14 protein-coding genes are annotated in these 17,285 nt (G+C 46.5%); 4 read left to right on the plus strand and 10 right to left on the minus strand.

What is annotated here, in order from left to right; genetic code table 11:
• The 4 genes from LZT22_RS00800 to LZT22_RS00815 all read right to left on the minus strand — a co-directional run bounded on the left by LZT22_RS00800 (window position 1) and on the right by LZT22_RS00815 (window position 4,126).
• On the minus strand, window positions 1–1,026 hold the full coding sequence (locus LZT22_RS00800) for a chlorophyllide a reductase iron protein subunit X (RefSeq protein ID WP_233923156.1): 1,026 nt from the start codon (window positions 1,024–1,026) through the stop codon (window positions 1–3).
• Window positions 1,023–1,970, minus strand: a complete 948-nt coding sequence (gene bchC, locus LZT22_RS00805; protein ID WP_233923157.1) for a chlorophyll synthesis pathway protein BchC — start codon at window positions 1,968–1,970, stop codon at window positions 1,023–1,025. The genes LZT22_RS00800 and bchC overlap by 4 nt, the downstream gene beginning before the upstream one ends.
• A gap of 111 nt (window positions 1,971–2,081) precedes the next feature.
• Window positions 2,082–3,212, minus strand: coding sequence for an acetylserotonin O-methyltransferase (locus LZT22_RS00810; protein WP_233923158.1), 1,131 nt, complete (start codon window positions 3,210–3,212; stop codon window positions 2,082–2,084).
• 2 nt (window positions 3,213–3,214) lie between these two features.
• Window positions 3,215–4,126 (minus strand): polyprenyl synthetase family protein, encoded by a 912-nt coding sequence (locus LZT22_RS00815; protein ID WP_233923159.1) that lies wholly within the window; start codon window positions 4,124–4,126, stop codon window positions 3,215–3,217.
• An 85-nt stretch (window positions 4,127–4,211) separates the two neighbouring features.
• Between LZT22_RS00815 and bchO the strand changes: the two genes are divergently transcribed.
• Complete coding sequence (bchO, locus tag LZT22_RS00820; RefSeq protein ID WP_233923160.1) at window positions 4,212–5,078, plus strand: alpha/beta fold hydrolase BchO; 867 nt, start codon at window positions 4,212–4,214, stop codon at window positions 5,076–5,078.
• On the opposite strand, the gene LZT22_RS00825 is transcribed toward bchO, so the two are convergent.
• A complete protein-coding gene (locus LZT22_RS00825; protein ID WP_233923161.1) occupies window positions 5,067–6,926 on the minus strand; it encodes a magnesium chelatase subunit D in 1,860 nt (619 codons plus the stop codon). The genes bchO and LZT22_RS00825 overlap by 12 nt on opposite strands.
• A complete protein-coding gene (bchI, locus tag LZT22_RS00830) occupies window positions 6,923–7,999 on the minus strand; it encodes a magnesium chelatase ATPase subunit I (RefSeq protein ID WP_233923162.1) in 1,077 nt (358 codons plus the stop codon). The genes LZT22_RS00825 and bchI overlap by 4 nt, the downstream gene beginning before the upstream one ends.
• A gap of 64 nt (window positions 8,000–8,063) precedes the next feature.
• Here bchI and LZT22_RS00835 point away from each other — a divergent pair, with 64 nt between their 5' ends.
• Window positions 8,064–9,020: an alpha/beta fold hydrolase gene (locus LZT22_RS00835; RefSeq protein WP_233923163.1), complete on the plus strand. Its 957-nt coding sequence runs from the start codon at window positions 8,064–8,066 to the stop codon at window positions 9,018–9,020.
• 19 nt (window positions 9,021–9,039) lie between these two features.
• On the opposite strand, the gene LZT22_RS00840 is transcribed toward LZT22_RS00835, so the two are convergent.
• Window positions 9,040–12,861: a magnesium chelatase subunit H gene (locus LZT22_RS00840; protein ID WP_233923164.1), complete on the minus strand. Its 3,822-nt coding sequence runs from the start codon at window positions 12,859–12,861 to the stop codon at window positions 9,040–9,042.
• Between the two features lie 200 nt (window positions 12,862–13,061).
• Here LZT22_RS00840 and LZT22_RS12730 point away from each other — a divergent pair, with 200 nt between their 5' ends.
• Window positions 13,062–13,988 carry a cobalamin B12-binding domain-containing protein gene (locus LZT22_RS12730; RefSeq protein ID WP_233923165.1) on the plus strand — a complete coding sequence of 309 codons (927 nt, stop codon included), beginning with the start codon at window positions 13,062–13,064 and terminating at the stop codon, window positions 13,986–13,988.
• An 8-nt stretch (window positions 13,989–13,996) separates the two neighbouring features.
• On the opposite strand, the gene LZT22_RS00850 is transcribed toward LZT22_RS12730, so the two are convergent.
• Together LZT22_RS00850 and LZT22_RS00855 are read right to left on the minus strand one after the other, a co-directional pair.
• On the minus strand, window positions 13,997–14,998 hold the full coding sequence (locus LZT22_RS00850) for an NAD(P)-dependent oxidoreductase (protein ID WP_233923166.1): 1,002 nt from the start codon (window positions 14,996–14,998) through the stop codon (window positions 13,997–13,999).
• 9 nt (window positions 14,999–15,007) lie between these two features.
• Window positions 15,008–15,691 (minus strand): heme-binding protein, encoded by a 684-nt coding sequence (locus LZT22_RS00855; protein ID WP_233923167.1) that lies wholly within the window; start codon window positions 15,689–15,691, stop codon window positions 15,008–15,010.
• A 68-nt stretch (window positions 15,692–15,759) separates the two neighbouring features.
• On the opposite strand from LZT22_RS00855, the gene LZT22_RS00860 reads away from it, so the two are divergent.
• On the plus strand, window positions 15,760–16,743 hold the full coding sequence (locus tag LZT22_RS00860) for a squalene/phytoene synthase family protein (RefSeq protein ID WP_233923168.1): 984 nt from the start codon (window positions 15,760–15,762) through the stop codon (window positions 16,741–16,743).
• Here the strand turns inward: LZT22_RS00860 and LZT22_RS00865 are convergent.
• Window positions 16,740–17,264: a methylated-DNA--[protein]-cysteine S-methyltransferase gene (locus tag LZT22_RS00865; RefSeq protein WP_233923169.1), complete on the minus strand. Its 525-nt coding sequence runs from the start codon at window positions 17,262–17,264 to the stop codon at window positions 16,740–16,742. The genes LZT22_RS00860 and LZT22_RS00865 overlap by 4 nt on opposite strands.
• Between the last annotated feature and the right edge of the window lie 21 nt (window positions 17,265–17,285).

The following is a 17,285-nucleotide window of genomic DNA, read 5'->3' on the forward strand; positions in this document are numbered from 1 at the left end:
TTAAGCTTGGTCGTAAATTACTTCGAGGGTTTCTTTAATGACGGCATCTTTACCCATCATGTCTTTTACCGTTGCTGGCTCAAGCACAAAATCACGACCGGTAATGTCGGCCGAGAAAAGTCCGAGTAAATCATCTTGACTTAATGGCTTGGGCCTTACGGGCGGCGCTGTGGCAACATTGCTAGCCAACTCTTCAAAAAGAGGACCCCACTGGGTACCTGGGCGACCGATAATTTCATAGCTTGCACTTTTACGGCGAATATCATCATCGGCTGGAATAGCTGCCAACACCGGTATACCTGCTTTTTCGGCAAAGGCTTGGGCTTCACCCGTATGATCATCTTTATTAATCACCATACCCGCTACACCTACGTTCCCGCCGAGCTTGCGGAAATATTCCACCGCTGAACAGACATTATTAGCGACATATAACGATTGCAAATCATTGCTAGCCACGACGATAACTTTCTGACACATATCGCGTGCAATCGGCAAGCCAAAGCCACCACAAACCACATCGCCTAAAAAATCAAGGAGAACAAAATCAAAACCCCAGTCATGAAAGCCTAATTTTTCAAGCGTTTCAAAACCATGAATGATGCCGCGGCCACCGCAGCCCCGCCCTACCTCTGGCCCACCTAATTCCATCGCGTAGACTCCATCGCGCTTAAAACAAACATCGCCAATAGCTACCGCATCACCCGATAATTTCTTTTTTGATGATGTCTCAATAATGGTTGGGCAAGCTTTTCCGCCAAACAAGAGCGAGGTGGTATCACTCTTTGGATCACAACCAATGAGTAAAACTTTTTTACCCTGCTGGGCCATCATGTATGACAAATTGGCTAAGGTAAAACTTTTCCCAATGCCCCCTTTACCGTAAATAGCAATAATTTGGGTTTCTTTGGTAATGGGTCCAGTTGAAACCGCATCAGGCTCAATTGCGGCTTCTTTTTTCAAATTCATAAATTGAATGGTTGCCTCGCTTGGAATGCCGTCGATTTTTACTTTTGTCGGTGCGTTCATTGTCGTGTTCTCCAATCTAAAACCATTTTTAAACAATCTTTGTGATGAAATGCGGTCCGGTAAGCTTCAGCAGCATCTTGGGGGCTCGCGCGGTGCGTTATTAGATCGGCCAACGACAAGTTGCCAGACTCAACTAGCTGATGAATTGCTGTTAAGTCGCTTGGTTGCCACTGTGCGGCAATACGAATACGAGCCTCACGCATAAAGGCGGCAGGAAAGGCAAAGGTGATGGTGTCATAAAAACCGGCTAAAACAATTTCGCCGCCCGGCGCCAAGTGACTCACTAAGTTATCAAGTAGTTTGGCATCACCACTCACATCGACAATTGTTTTATATTTCGCTGCTGCACAGGTCTGTGGATCAACAACTTGGTAGCCTACTGCACCCTCACGTCGCTGCGCATCAATCTCCCAAACCACAGGTTGTTTACCCGCTAGTACAGCAAGTCGCGCTAGTAAACGGCCGAGCACGCCATGACCAACAATTAAATCGGGTTGCTCATTACCAAGACCTGCAGTCACATGATAGGCAGTAGCAGCCAAAGCATACAAAATTACTTCTTCACCAACATTTTCTGCAACTGCTACTGCGCGCTTGGCTGGCACAATTAAGCGCGATGCAGCGCCACCGAATAGCCCCCGCACCGCTACGAAACAGCTTGATCCAGGGATAAAAACCCGTTGGCCAAGTGCAAAGCGTTGTTGATCATCGGCCTGGATGACGCGTCCAACTGACTCGTAACCCGGTACAAGCGGATAACCCATGCCCGGAAAGCTTGGCATTTGCCCAGTCCATAATAATTTTTCTGTCCCGGTGCTGATCCCACTCCATTCGACCTCGACAATAATGTCATCGGTGGTGGCGGGTATGAGATCTAACTCACTTAAACAGATGTTCTCCGGCTTTTCGAGCACAATTGCTGTAGTTTTAAGGAGCGCGTTCATTGAGTTATTAAGTAAGCCCAGTTGACAATTAAATGTGTAAACATTTATTTACATATTAACCAACTTTCCTAATAAAACGCTAGCTTTGTTCTCTAGGTGTTTTCACTAGTTTTAAGGCTTTTGGGGTTTTGTGCAGTGCAATATTTGCGCATTTAGCGGAATTGCGCTGGGTAGTAAACGAATTGCCTCAAACCCAGCCTCTGCCAAGAGGTTTTTAATTTCCACTTGCGAACGCGGGCGCCCCCTGCCCATGGCTAATAAATAAAAGCCAAAATAGGCATCTCCCATCTTTAACTGGCCGGGCGTGCCCGCCATTGGCTCCGCCAAAAGTAGAGCCCCTCCGGGTATTAATGCATCGTATATGTTGGCAAGCAACTGTTTTACCCTGGTATCGTCATGATCAAAAATGACTCGTATTAAAGTGGCTATGTCAGCACCCTGGGGTAAAGGATCAAAAAAATTACCACCAATCGCTTGGGTGCGAGAACCGAATTGCCTTTGTTTAAATTGCGCATTCGCCAAAGCGGCTACTGCGGGAATATCGAATAGCGTAATTTGTAAATTGGGATATTGTTGTGCTAAATCAAGTGCAAATTTACCCTCTCCACCGCCAATATCGAGTAAGTTTTTGTGCTGCGCAAATGAATAGGCTTCAAGTACTTCAGCACTAACCAAAGGTTGTGTTTGCGACATTAAAGTTGAATAAGCTTGCACCTGGTCGGCCCGCAATTTTTCTGGAGCTAAATTTTGGTCTTGAGATACATATGGCCAATACCCTGCCATTGCTGCGCTTTGATTATCTCCGCGTAACAGGGCAAGCGGATCGGCTAAATCATGATACAAATCAATGTGGTGTTTGATCATATTCATTAACGCCTCATTACCCACTAACGGTGCACCAAGCATACCAAGTGCATATCGATCTGTGCCGCGCCGGGTTAATAAATTCAGTGCCACTGCGGCGTCGAGCAGGCGGCGTAAGCCTGCTTCAGGTAGCGGTATTTCTGCGCATAAATCCCTAAAAGATTTGGCGCCCTGACTTAAAACCTCAAATATATTTACCTGCACGCAGGCTAATAGCACCTGTGAATATACAAAGCCTGCCATTAAATCGAATAGTGCGGCAGCCTGTTTACGAACGATGCCACGGGTTAAGGGAAAACGAGCACTCCAACGTTGAAAACGCGGTGAGGCAATAGTTTGGTTACGCCAGTCAAAAAAATAATCGCGTAGCTGTTTCAAAATCAGCTTGCAATATATTGGCTGTGTATCGGCCTTTGTTCTTCTAAAAACCAATCATCAGGAATTAATCGGGCAGCCTCTTTGGCAACTAAGCTTCGTAATAATTTTTCCCCTTTACAGCTAGGGATCGATTTAATCGCCTTCATCACCAATTGATCAAAATGTTGAATCGCACCAATCACGCCTAGTTCTTTAGTTGAATTCGGGCGATCATGCGCAATATCTTGCCCAGCAGGCTTTCCTGTCAAGCTTTGGTCTGCCATGACATCGCGAATATCGTCAGCTACTTGATAAGCTTCTCCTAACCACTCGCCAAGAGGGCGCCATGTTTCAGCATCAGAACCAGCTGCCTGAGCACCAGCAGCAGTAGCCGCCTCAAACAAAGCTCCCGTTTTAGTTTTTTGATAACGGCTTAAAGAAACTTTACTTTCACACTCCCAGGCCTGTCCAGCTGCAATGCCATTTGGGCTGCCAACACTAGTGGCAACCGTGGTAATCAGTGGCGCTAACCGTAATGGCGAGCGACTGCCGGCCCGCGCAATAACTTCAAAAGCCAAAACAATTAAAGCATCGCCAGCTAATACTGCTAACCGCTCACCGTAAGCCGCATGCACTGAAGGTTGACCCCGCCGAGTTGCTGCATCATCAAAACACGGCAAATCATCATGCACCAAAGAAGCGCAATGAAGTAATTCAATTGCTGCCGCTGCCGCTAATGACAAAGCCGGATCATCGTTGCCACATGCTGCAGCGACTGCTAAACACAATTGGGGGCGAATCCGCGCGCCCCCCGGAAAAATAGCGTGATGGAGGGCCTGCACTAAAGTTGGTGGTGCAAATTTTGAATCGGTTAGTGCCAGCGCTTCATGGAGCTTTAGTTCAATGCCTTGAATCACTGTGATATTTTCTGACATATATACCGCATTACCGTTATGAAGCCCTTAGGATATATACATCTATACTTTAAGGTCAATCATTAATGAGTCAGTAAAAACCCTAGTGAATTCACTTAGCCGTATTCCAAATGATTGGCCAAACCGCACACGAAGTCGCTCTATTGCGGTTGGCACTCTGCTTTGGCACGTACAAATTGCAGGCGATGCTGGGCCCACGATTTTGTTATTACATGGCACTGGTGCCTCAGCACATTCTTGGTCAGAAATAATTAATAAACTTACCGAGCATGCTCGCGTCGTAGTACCCGATTTGCCTGGGCATGCTTTTACCTTGCATGCACCCATCAGCTCGCTTCGTTTAGATAATATGGCGCTTGAGCTCCAAAAATTAATGAAGGCCCTCGCTTTACCGGGCCCCGCTTTGGTAGTTGGCCACTCTGCTGGTGCTTTATTGGCTTTGCGTTATGCCGAAATCAATCCAGAAATTCAGTGCATTATTGGCTTAAATCCCTCTTTAGTGCCACCGCCAGCAAGTTATACCCAGCTTTTTGGGCCACTGTTAAGCCCACTTACGCGCTCATCACTCGCCTCATTTATCTTGGCAAAGTTAGCGGGCGCAAGCTCGATGATTGATCGATTATTGGATTCCACCAATACCATTCTTCCCGAAGCGCGTAGAGTCTTTTATCGTCGCTTATTTTCTCAAACCAATCATGTGCTTGGGGCAATGAATTTTATGGCTGCAGCGGATATTACTGCGGTGCTAAATCAAGCTAAAACATGCCGTGCTAAATTAATTTGGGTGTTAGGAAAAAATGATCTTTGGATTCCTGAGCAGCGTTTGCGGCAGATCATTTCCAGTTACTTTCCACAAGCCACTGTGATTGAGTGGAGTGGCGGTCATCTGATGCATGAATTAGAACCGCAAAAAACGGTTGAGCTTATTTTGCATGAATTATTATTGTTGTAAGGTACGCAAGACTGCTTGTGAAACCGCTTGCGCATTTGCCTGTGGTAGGGGCAAATAGATTGAACCAACTAGCTTGGCAAGCTGCTCACCTTCAACACGAGCTTGTGGCGAAGTATCGATCCACAGCGATTTAATTGCAATTTGTCCTAAATAACGCGCCGCTTGTTCAGCATCCACTTGGGCTTGCGCGCGCCCGGGTACCCCGTTACGACCAATATTGGCTCGGCCATCCGTAAGAAAAACAATTGCCGGAGATAAGCCTTGACGTTGGGCATTTTGCGCCAGTTCGGTAGCCATATAAATTGCTTCAGCTAATGGGGTACCGCCACCACCTGGCATTTCAGCCAAACTGCGTTTAGCGCGAACTAGCGAACGGGTTGGCGGCAAAATAATTTCTGCACCCAAGCCACGAAATGCAATGACAGCTACCTGATCACGCCGAACATAACATTCAGCCAATAAAAGTTCGACTGCGCCCTTGGCTTCAGCTAAGCGATGCATTGCTGCGGAACCCGATGCATCAACTGCAAAGACGGTGAGGGTTTGAGTGCGCTCTTGATAACGTCGCACCCGAAAATCGCTCTTAGTAATAAGAATTGTTTTATGGTTACGAGGTGCTGCCAACAAACTATTTTGTTTTTTTCGCATGGCCTGCCAAGGCGCGGCAGTACGTAAAGTGTCGATTAAAGAAAGTGCTGTGCCAGCCTGCGGATTGCCAGCAATGGAACCCAGCGGTCGACCACGCAGCCGGCCGATTTTTCTTGCCCCAGCTTTCCCGCCAAAACCCTTTTGATTTTGCAGCAAAGGGTCCTTTAATAAGACGCTTAATAAATCGGCTGGAATAGCAGCTTTAGCAGCTTCAAGCAGACTCTCCTTGGTTGGCTCTATTTCTTCCTGCTGATTTTCTGGTGGTGGCATCTCTGGCGTAGATGCGTTATCAAGCGTATTTTCCGGAGCGGCATTTTGTTCGGGAAGTGTGTCAGCTTCCGCTTCATCGAGGATGTCTTCTGCGGGCGCTGGTTCTTCACCCGGCATTTGGGTTGCCCGTGGTGCAATTACCAAGGCTATTGCTTCGCTGAGGTGGCTATCAGCCACCTGCTCAGCACCTTGCATAGTCGCCAAGTAGCAGGCTGTTTTTGCAGCATAGTGCAAAGCCCGAACTGAATGCACACCTAACTGCATAGCAGTTTCAGTGAGAGCAAACCATTGCTCATCGGTGAGCATGGTTTGGGCCGAATTCATGTTTTGAGTTTGAGAACAGAATTGCTCGTCCTGCAATTGCTTGCTGGCATCCAATTCAAAAAGGTTGGCTTCAGTTTCAGCTATATCACGCCAATGAATTTCGTCTAAATTCAGATGAAACGCCAGACGGTCCTGAAGTTTAATATTCGTCCGTTCCTCAGCTTCACTCCCTTCATCTAGGGCAACGATGCCGAATTGGCAGGGCAATACATAGCTTTGTCCATCTCGCTCTAGGCGCAACTGCCCCTGATCTAATGCCATACAGATTCGCGACACGACATGCACATCAACTCGTTCTGCCATTGGCAGCAACAGAATCTGGCCATCGCTATTGGCTAAGATACCGCTTCTGAAGGCGGGCTTACCCGTGTGTAGAGTTGCCTCTAAGTCGAGTCCACCCAATAAATTTTCATCGCTAATACCCAAAGGAATTCGCCGTAAAGGAGTCCTAAGTCCGGCATTGCGTGCCAAGGATTGTAAATAATTAAGCCATTGGTCTCTCACTGGTCCAGCGCGGGCGCGTAAAATAATACCGCCAAAGCCATGGGGATTACTCTGTAGAATTTGCGCTACTAATCGTGCGCGCAACCAAAGCGCCAGACTCATGCAGGAAATACTTCGGCCAAGGCGCGTTTAATCCGAATTGCTGAACTAGCATCATCTAATGGGTTGCGCCTTAAGCGATGTTGTAAAGCAGGCACCGCAATGGCTTTGAGATCGTCTAGGGTGACGGTATTTTTTCCATTTAAAGCCGCAACAGCGCGTGCGGCGCGCAGCAAGGTAAGCTCTCCGCGTAAACCATCCGTACCAAGATGACTACATAAAGTTGCAGCCTGCTCTAATAATTTATCGCTCACCTTCACCAGGGGTAATTTCTTACGCGCCAACTCAAGTGATTTACGAAGAACATCTTCCTGTTCTTGCCATTCTGCAAGAAAAGTAACTGCATTACGCTCAAATGCATCGCGGCGCTTAATAATTGTGACTCGGTCTTGCATATTGGTTGGTGTTTTTACCTCTACTGCCAAGCCAAAGCGATCAAGTAGTTGGGGCCTTAGCTCCCCCTCCTCTGGATTGCCACTGCCGACCAAGACAAATTTAGCTGGATGGCGAATACTTAAGCCTTCACGCTCAACGACATTTTCACCTGAGGCAGCTACGTCGATGAGTAAATCAACTAAATGATCGTCGAGCAAATTGACTTCATCAATATACAGAAAGCCACGATTAGCGCGCGCTAATAAGCCTGGATCAAATGCCTTTTCTCCTAGAGTCAAGGCTTTTTCAATATCTAAGGCACCTACTACCCGATCCTCTGTCGCTCCCAAGGGTAAATCAACCACAGGTACAAGACGTTTAATGGTTTTTAATTGGACTGGCTTACTTTTTTTTCCTGCAATAACTTGGCTCGCGTTAAACGCACTCAGCCTAGCCCGCAAGCCATCACAATAAAAACAGAGTCCTGCAGGTGCCTTGGGATCACAACCATAGGGGCAATCAGCAACGGCATTCATTGGCGGCAATAGAGCAGCCAATGCTCTTACGGCAGTTGATTTTCCAGTGCCGCGATCACCCATGACCAAAACACCACCAATCGTCGGCTCAAGAGCGGCGACCAAAATAGCGCGCTTCATATCCTCTTGCCCAACGATTGCAGAAAACGGATAGTACCGCGCCATACTACTTCTCCTAAAAATAAATATTATGCCGTGGGTTAGGGGTGGGGTACATTAAAATTCACCCATGAAGCAGAATCAGTTTAAATCAGTTATGTTGTGGCTTGTTGGGGTTTGTGCGTTTCTGCTATGCGTGATTCTAATTTGGGCATGGGCCCCCGATAAAAACCGCGCTGACTTAGAAAAAATCTATGCTACCGCACCCAGTGCTTTTATTGAGGTGCTGAATATGCGCGTGCATTACCGTGATGTTGGGCCGCCCGCCTCAATCAAAAGAAAACCACAAACCTTAATCTTTTTGCATGGCTTTGGCTCAAGTTTACAAACTTGGGATGCATGGGTCGCTGCCCTCGCGCAAGATTATCGGGTAGTAAGTCTCGATTTACCTGGCTTTGGCCTCACTGGTGCAAACCCCAGCGCAAACTACTCCGATGCATTTGTGCTGCAATTTTTAGGCGCTTTTGCAGATCAACTCGGAATTCAAAGTGCAGTCTGGATTGGAAACTCAATGGGTGGTCGCTATGCCTGGGAAATGGCCGTAGCGCAGCCTCAGCGTGTAGATAAATTGGTATTAATTTCGCCTGATGGTTTTGCCAGTAAGGGCTTTCAATATGGTCAGAAGCCGAGCATTTCGCCCTTGCTGCATGTCATGCGCTTTTTTTTACCGCAAGCTATTTTAGAAATGAATTTAAAACCTGCTTATGCTAATCCTGCCATCATGGATGAAGCGCTAGCTCAACGTTATTATGATTTAATGCTGGCGCCCGGTGTACGCGCAAGTCTGCTCGAAATCATGCGACAACATGTCTTACAAGACCCCCGCCCACTATTAGGGCAAATTCAAGCACCTACTTTATTACTCTGGGGTGAGCGCGATGGCTTTATTCCGATTCGCAATGCACAAGATTATTTACAGTTGATGCCCAAGGCCAAATTAGTACCTTTGCCCAACATTGGTCATATTCCCCAAGAAGAACAGCCTCAAGAAGGCCTTAAGGCACTCTGGCAGTTTTTAAAATCATAAAGTGCATTTATGCTTCTTTTTAAGCGGCTACTTTAATCCCACTGACGTGTACACCTTCCAGCCGATCTTCTAATTCATCATTAGCCTCTTGCATTGCTGACAACATGGCTGAATCGGGTTGCCAATAATTGCGCTGGGAAGCTTCAGTCAAGCGATTTGCTAAGCGTGCAGCTGCTGTCGGATTGAGTTTAGCCAAACGTTCGCGCATATCGGGGTCTAGCATAAATGTTTCCGTTAATTGCTTATAAACCCAAGGCTGTACTTGACCTGTAGTTGCCGACCAACCCATAGTATTGGTGATATGCACTTCAATTTGCCGGACACCCTCATAGCCATGTTGCAACATACCCTCATACCATTTTGGATTGAGCATCCGCGTGCGGGTTTCAAGAGTTACCTGCTCGGAGAGCGAGCGCACGGTTCCATCGCCTTTGGTTTGGTCACCAATATAAACTGGCACATCTGTACCGCCCTTAGCACGCTTAACCGCTCGCGTAATACCGCCTAAGGTGTCAAAATAATTATCAATCGTGGTCACTCCAAGCTCCATCGAATCGAGATTCTGATAAGTCATTTCAACATTAGCCAAAACGCTTTTTAGCAGCGCACTATTTTGAATTGGCTTACCTGCTCGACCAAAGGCAAATCCTTTGCGCCTCGTGTAAGTTTCAGCTAACTCATCTTCTTCTGCCCAGACACTGTTTTCCACCATATTGCTAACATTAGCGCCATAGGCACCATCGGCATTGCCGTAGACTCTTAAAGCCGCGGTTTCCAAATCACAACCATGTTCGGTTTGATAGGCCAAAGCGTGTTTGCGAATAAAATTTTGCTCTAGGGGCTCAGCAGCACTTGCTGCCATAAAGGCAGCCTCGGCTAATAATTTAATTTGCAATGGTAGTAAGTCGCGGAAAATACCCGAGAGTGTAATCACTACATCAATGCGCGGTCGACCTAATTCTGCCAGCGGAATTAACTGTGCACCCGCAAGCCGGCCATAACTATCAAAGCGTGGTAAGGCTCCCATTAGAGCTAGGGCTTGGCCAATTTGGCCGCCCTCCGATTTTAAATTATCACTACCCCATAAAACCATGGCAATCGATTCTGGTATTGCATTGCCATCAGCAATAAATTTTTGCACGATTTTTTCAGCTTGCTTAGCACCATCTTTAACTGCAAAAATACTGGGAATGCGAAAAGGATCGAAGCCATGTAGATTGCGCCCAGTGGGTAAGACTTCAGGATTACGCATCACATCACCGCCTGCTGCAGGCCGAATAAAATGACCATCGAGAGCATCGAGCATGCCAGTAACTTCGGTCTCTTGTGACATGAGCAGATTGGCGCGAATCATTTTTGCGAATAAATCTTCAAGCGTCTCTAGCGAACCAAGTTGAAGTAAGTCGGGGTACTGACCTACTACCTCACTAGGATTTTTTCCATCAAGTAATGCCTGCACCACTGCATCAGCGATGGGATGATCTAAAGCCACATCTGCCATGGCTTTTAATAAACCAAAACGTTCAGCCAAGGGCGGAACAGCGCCAACAATATGCAAGCCATGCGGTATCAAGGTGTATTCAAACTTTATTAAATCAGAATAGAGCTTACTGACCACCTGTTCTAGAGCCCGTTGATCTGCAAGGTTCCATAAGGGCTCAGCGGCACATAAATCAATTGCAGCAGCTTGTGCCTGAATTAAAATTGCTAGTTCATGGCTTTCGTGTTCTGCTTCGGGCTCCAGACTTCGCCAGCGTTCAATAGAGGCTTTTAAATCAGCTAAACCTGCGTAAAGCCCAGCTTGCATTACTGGCGGCGTTAAATAACTTACTAGGGTTGCGCCTGAACGGCGTTTTGCAATCGCGCCTTCGGATGGATTATTAGAAGCGTAAAGATAAATATTGGGTAGGTCGTTGATCAGGCGATCTGGCCAGCAAGCGCCGCTCATCCCCGTTTGTTTGCCTGGCATAAACTCAAGGGCACCATGCGTGCCGAAATGGACCACAGCATTTGCCGCAAAATCTTCTCTTAGGTAGCGATAGAAAGCCGAGAAGGCATGGGTAGGAGCAAAGCCGTGCTCAAACAATAGACGCATCGGATCGCCTTCATAGCCGAAGGCAGGCTGTACTGCCAACAAAATATTACCAAATTGCTTACCTAATACAAAAATAGAACTACCGTTACTTAATTGTTTACCAGGTGCTGGGCCCCACTGCGCTTCAATTTCTTTTAACCAGCGCTCGCGTTTAACGTGATCATCGGTGGCAATTAAAGTATGGACATTTGCATCGGCTCCATATTGCTGGGCATTGCCTTTTAGTAATTGCGTGCGTAATTCATCAGTAGTAGCAGGTACCTCTACGGTGAAGCCTCTGGCCTTCATTCCTAACAACAAATTATGCACTGACTCAAATACGCTTAAATAGGCAGCACTACCAATATTGCCTGCATTCGGTGGAAAATTAAACAAGACAATCGCTACTTTGCGTTGGGCGCGCTCTGAGCGACGCAAATCAACTAACTTTGCTACCCGAGCAGCTAACATGCCGACTCGCTCAATACAGGTAAACATATCTTGATGATGATGCTCCTCGGTAAAGGTGCACTCTTTATGGCAACCATGGCAAGTTTTGCCGGCCGCACCAGGTCTGCCACCGTATACCATTGGCACAGTTGCACCATCGAGCTCTGGAATAGCAACCATAATGGTGCTCTCAACTGGTAACAGACCTCGATCAGACCCACCCCATTGCTCTAAGTTTTGAAACTCCACTGGATGGGCGGCAATATAAGGCACATTTAATTTTGCTAAAACTTCTTCAGCTGCTTTGGCATCGTTGTATGCAGGACCACCAACCAATGAGAAGCCCGTCAACGAAATCAGTGCATCAATACTTGCTGCGCCATTTTGTGTAAAAAAAGCATCAATCGCTGCGCGCGAATCCAATCCGGATGAAAAAGCTGGAACCACTTGCAAACCTTGAGCTTCCAAAGCAGCAATGACGGGATCGTAATGGCCACTATTGCCTGAAACTAAATAGGAGCGCAAGAGCAAGATACCCACTTTGCCACGGGCCTTCGTTTGGGGCACGACTATGGGTAAGTCTTGTAAATTCTCACTTAGACGGCCCTTCATGCGGGGGTGATAAACCCCTAGATCGGGGTAAGCTACCGGATCAATGGCTTTTGCGCTCTCGCGTAAACTAGCCCGCGCTCCTGCCGCATAACGATTGATCAAATAGCTCATTAAATTAAATAGGTTTTCTTGTGAGCCGCCTAACCAATATTGCAAAGACAGAAAATAAGCCCGCAGATCCTGCGCCGTGCCCGGCACAAAACGCAATACTTGGGGAATTAACCGCAACATTTTCATTTGTTTTGCCCCAGCGCTCGAGCCCCCTTGGCTCTTGCCATCCTTGCTTTTACTGGTTGGGCGCAATTTTTTCATTAAGGCCATTAAAGGGCTGGCCGGTAAACTCATGTCAAGCTTACTTAAACGCGTTAGCTTTGTAACCTCTCCCGCCGACATTGCGCATAGCATTGCGTCGCAATGATCCCGTCGGGCGCGTAAGTTTTCGACGATGGGTAAATAATGATCTTCAAGAAACAGCATCGTGACAATCACAATATCGCCTTCTGCAATATCGTTTTTGCACTCATTTAATAATTGATCGCTAGTGGCATATTCACTAGCAGAGTGAATTTTTAAAGAGAATCCAGGAATTGTTTTTTGTAGATCTCGCTCAGCACGACGCGCAGCACTATTTAAGTGCGTGTCCATGGTAATTAAAACCATGTTCATTGACTTTTTTTGAGTGCGCACAGCTGCTAGCTCGGCCATTTAATCTCCCAACACCCATTTTTAATAAAAACAAATAAAGTGTCAATTAAATTTTACATAACCTAGGGTAAAAACTTAATTACAAACAAGGGTATACCCTTAAAAGTAAATCGGGATTTCCCAATTCTCTGCGTAGATTTAGATTACTGAGAGTGAATTAACACAATCGTTGCTAATTTTTTTAAGGAATGACGTTTTTAGTGAAGCTATCAAAAGCGGTTGATCTCTCGTGTGATGATGGTGCGGTTACAGGTGAAGCCAACTTGATAGCCCATAATTCACCTCGCCTCTCGGTTTGGCCTGAGCCGGTGCCAATCGATTCTGGCCCAAATGAACACTTGGGATGGCTAGTACGCACAATTGAAAAATCGATCATTCCACGACTGCTCTCGGCTCATCTGCATGCTGAGAGTGAAATTGAAGCCAAACAATTTTTATCCAACTCAACTGAAGATCCAGAAAAAATCGCCACTTTAGCTGGCTTAGTGCTAGCCGATGAAAGTTCAGTTGCAGGTAGTTATGTTAGCGAGTTACATGCCAGCGGCATTCCTTTAGATGAAATCTATTTGCGCTTATTGGCCCCAGTTGCGCGACGTTTAGGGGAAATGTGGGATAGCGACGAGTGCACCTTCCACCAAGTGACCGTCGGTTTATGGCGCCTGAAACAACTGATGTATGACCTTAGTCCACTATTTCAAGAGTTTGCCCGTTCCAATACCTTAGGTGCTCGCGCCATTCTAATTCCAATGCCAGGCTCGCAACACACCATGGGTTTATTTATGGTTTCTGAATTTTTCCGCCGTGCTGGCTGGAAAGTATGGGGCGAATGGGCGAACTCGGAAGCAGAGATTATGACGGTCATTCAAGCAGAATGGTTTGATTTAATCGGCATTTCAGTCAGCATCCAAGATCAGTTCGATGCCTTAGCGGTCTTTATTAAAGCCATTCGAACTTACTCAAAGAATCCTAAAATCGGCATTATGGTGGGTGGGCCTATTTTTGTTGCACACCCTGAACTCATTGCGCAGGTTGGTGCCGATATTACCGGAGTCGATGCTGAACAAGCTCTCGAACAGGCCGAGATTTTGCTGACAAAAATTCATGGTCGGCACCCCAGCTCACACTAGCGCGAAGACTACATAGAATTGGCTGTCTTACGATTATCTAGGCTGGCTTTGATTGCGGCCATGCCTTGGGCTATTGAATAGGGCGGATGGTAATGCAGTTGTTGCTGTGCAGCTTCCGTATTTAAGGTAAAGGCATAGCCCATCAACCGCACCATTTCACGCACTAAAGGGGGTTTACCTCTTAAAGGCAAATAAGCCCACCCTGTTTCTGCGAAATGGGCTAAAGCCCAAGCTAAGCTTTTTGGCAATGACCAACTTGGGGCTTGAAAACCCCCCGCCTGCAACCGCGCAGTCATAAATTCCTTAAAGGTGAGAACTTCCCTATCGCTAATATTAAAAGCTTGACCGCCTACCTCATGATCCATTGCTAATAACACAGCTGCGCACAAATTCCCCACATAACAGGTCGAAAATAAATACTGCCCATGACCAAACCAAGCAAATTGGCCTAACTTGACAGCAGGGCCAATGATGCGTTCCACTGCATCATGGGGTCCCCACACAAATGCTGGACGTAAAGCCACCGTTTGAAACGTAGCGCTTGCGGCTGCTAAGACCAGTTCTTCAGCGCGGGCTTTACTTGATGAATAAGGTAACTCAACACATTGAGTTAAAGGCGCAGTCTCATCCAGATCAAATAAGTCTTGCGGTGCGTGCATCGCTACTGATGCGGCACTAAGATAAATAAATTTTTTAACTGCCGCTACTTGGGCTGCCTTTAAAAGCGTGTGGGTTAGTTCAATATTCGCGCGTGCAAATTCGGCTGGCGTACTTCCTAACTTTAATAAGGCTGCCACATGAATGATGACATCACAATGACTAAATTGCGTTTCTAGGTCTTGTTGCTGATCTAGTTCGCACTGCCAAGCAACTCCTCCCAGCGCCTTAACCTGTTCACCTGCCTCTGCAGAGCGAACATGACAAATGAGTCGGCACTGACTAGCAACTAATTTTTTTAGTAGCGCTTGTCCAATAAAACCGCTAGCGCCAGTTAAGAAAATTGTTAGCAAAAAACGCTTTCAATATTGCCATAGCACTTCACTACGGCGCATAAACGGCAAGCTCCAAGGCGGGTTGTAGCGGGCAAATTGGACTTCTCCTATTGGCTTAAGACCTTTTTGTTCCATCCATAAGCGGAGTTCGGCTGTTTTTTCTGCTACTTTTTCAGCGCTATTGAACCCTGAAAATTGCATCACTGCTTTCTTCATCGCTGGAATTTCCCGTAACTGAATTTGGCGATCAAGTGGTACAGGTAAAGTTGCTAAAGTGTATTGGCTAGGCATTAAAAATGACACTTTCCACTGACCAGCTTTTTGCGCTTCTAAAACTGGCTGGTTCTTTTGGTTCGGCGAGGCAGTAGCTGGATCGAATGGTTGAATACTGACCGGCACGGTCATGGCAATTTTTTCACTACTGCCGGACAGTGCATTGTTGGCAGCACTTGCGCGTGCTTGATTGCCGCCAAAAATATAGGCAGCAATGAGGCGAAATCCGCTATTTGAAGCGCTATCGAGGTCACCATCAACTAAGACCTCCGCCACAATATGTGGCGCATAGGCACGTAATTCATAGGGTGCCTGCTGTTCAATTACCGTATATTGAGGTTCTTCAATGGCCATAGCTGCCTGTGTGAGAAGGTGTGAAAATAAGAAGAAAAGCGCGCAGGGTAAGCGCATTTGTAAGCGTCTTAAAAGGGAATGCATACCTAATAATAAGTGGATTCTTTGGTCAGCGGGAGCAGCGCAATAAAAGGGTCTGACATAATGCCCGCATGGCCATTAAAAACGACCCTGACTTAGCTGACTTAGCTGATTTAGCCTATCAAAAAGACACCCTGAATTTGGTCTCGCGTACTTTTGCCATTACGATTCCATTATTACCGCCTCCGCTTGAAAGAGCGGTTGGGTGCGCCTACCTGCTGTGCCGTATTGTCGATACTATCGAAGATGCGAGCTGCTTAGCAGCACCTGAAAAAGTGGTTTTATCAGAACTGTTTCTCGCAGCTTGCCTAAACCAAAAACCCATTAGTGAGTTTATGCAGTCTTGTAGTACGGCCCTAGAATTACACCCTAATTTAGCCGAGCGCGATTTAATCGCGCACACCGCTACAGTAGTCCGTATTTTGCATTGCTGCCCCGCTAATCAACAAACAGCTATTTTGCGCTGCATCAGCATCATGTCGCAGGGAATGACTCGTTTTCATGCTAAACAAAATCCATTAGGACTAAAAAATCTTCAGGAATTTGAAGAGTATTGCTATGTTGTAGCTGGCGTGGTGGGTGAAATGCTAACTAGTCTTTTTGCTGCCCATTCATCGCAATTTGCCCAAGCCATTGCTAAGCAAGAATCGCTTGCGATGGCATTTGGTCAAGCCTTACAAATGACCAATATTTTAAAAGACTCACTTGAGGATCAAGCTCGCGGAGTTTCATGGTTACCACAAAATGTGACTCAAGCTGAACTGTTAGCATTGGCAATACAAAAACTCGATGCCGCCCTAACTTATATTCTTTTCATCCCCAAGGCAGAATTTGGAATGCGGCGATTTTGTTTGCTGGCCCTTGGTTTAGCCGTATTAACACTGGATAAACTAGCAGCCAGCAAGAAAACTAAACACCAGCCGCAGAAAATTTCTCGCCGTACTGTCGCTCTGTTTTATCACTTTACCCTTATAGCGGCACGCTCGAATACCTTAATCAAACTATTTTTTTATTGTGCTGCCCGCCCGCTAAAAAGGGTAGCAATAAGGCCTTAATCGACAATAACCCCTTCATGATGCAATAACCATTGTTTTATTTGCCGATTAAATCCAGGGGTATCCTCTTGCATAAAACCCCCCAGATGGTTTGCTGCCACCACTCGATGGCAAGGTATCACTAAAGGGTAATGATTGGCGCCGCAAGCAGCGCCGACAGCCCGCGGGCCACTTTTTATTTTTTTGGCAATTGCACCATACGTCGTTGTTAGCCCCACTGGAATTTTAGCTACTGTAGCCCACACCTTTTGCTGGTGCAATGTTCCAGCGGGCTTAAGAGGAATATCAAAAACAAAATTAGCATTCTGAAAATAGTGGGCACACTGGCACGCCAATTCTTTGGCTAAGTCATTGTTCGGGCTTTGTAAGTCGGTCTGCGCGGTCAAATACGTAATTCTTGCCACCATCAAACTACCGTCAACAATTTCAGTTTGTATACCCAATCTTCCAAAGGGAGCAGGTATTACGCAAATTTGAGCGGTAGGGTCTAAAAAGACTGGCAGAGGGGGGTTTTTAGGCATTCAAGATAATTCCATAAGTAC

The organism is Polynucleobacter sp. IMCC 29146 (genome assembly GCF_021395195.1).
In the GTDB taxonomy this organism is placed as follows: Bacteria; Pseudomonadota; Gammaproteobacteria; order Burkholderiales; family Burkholderiaceae; genus Polynucleobacter.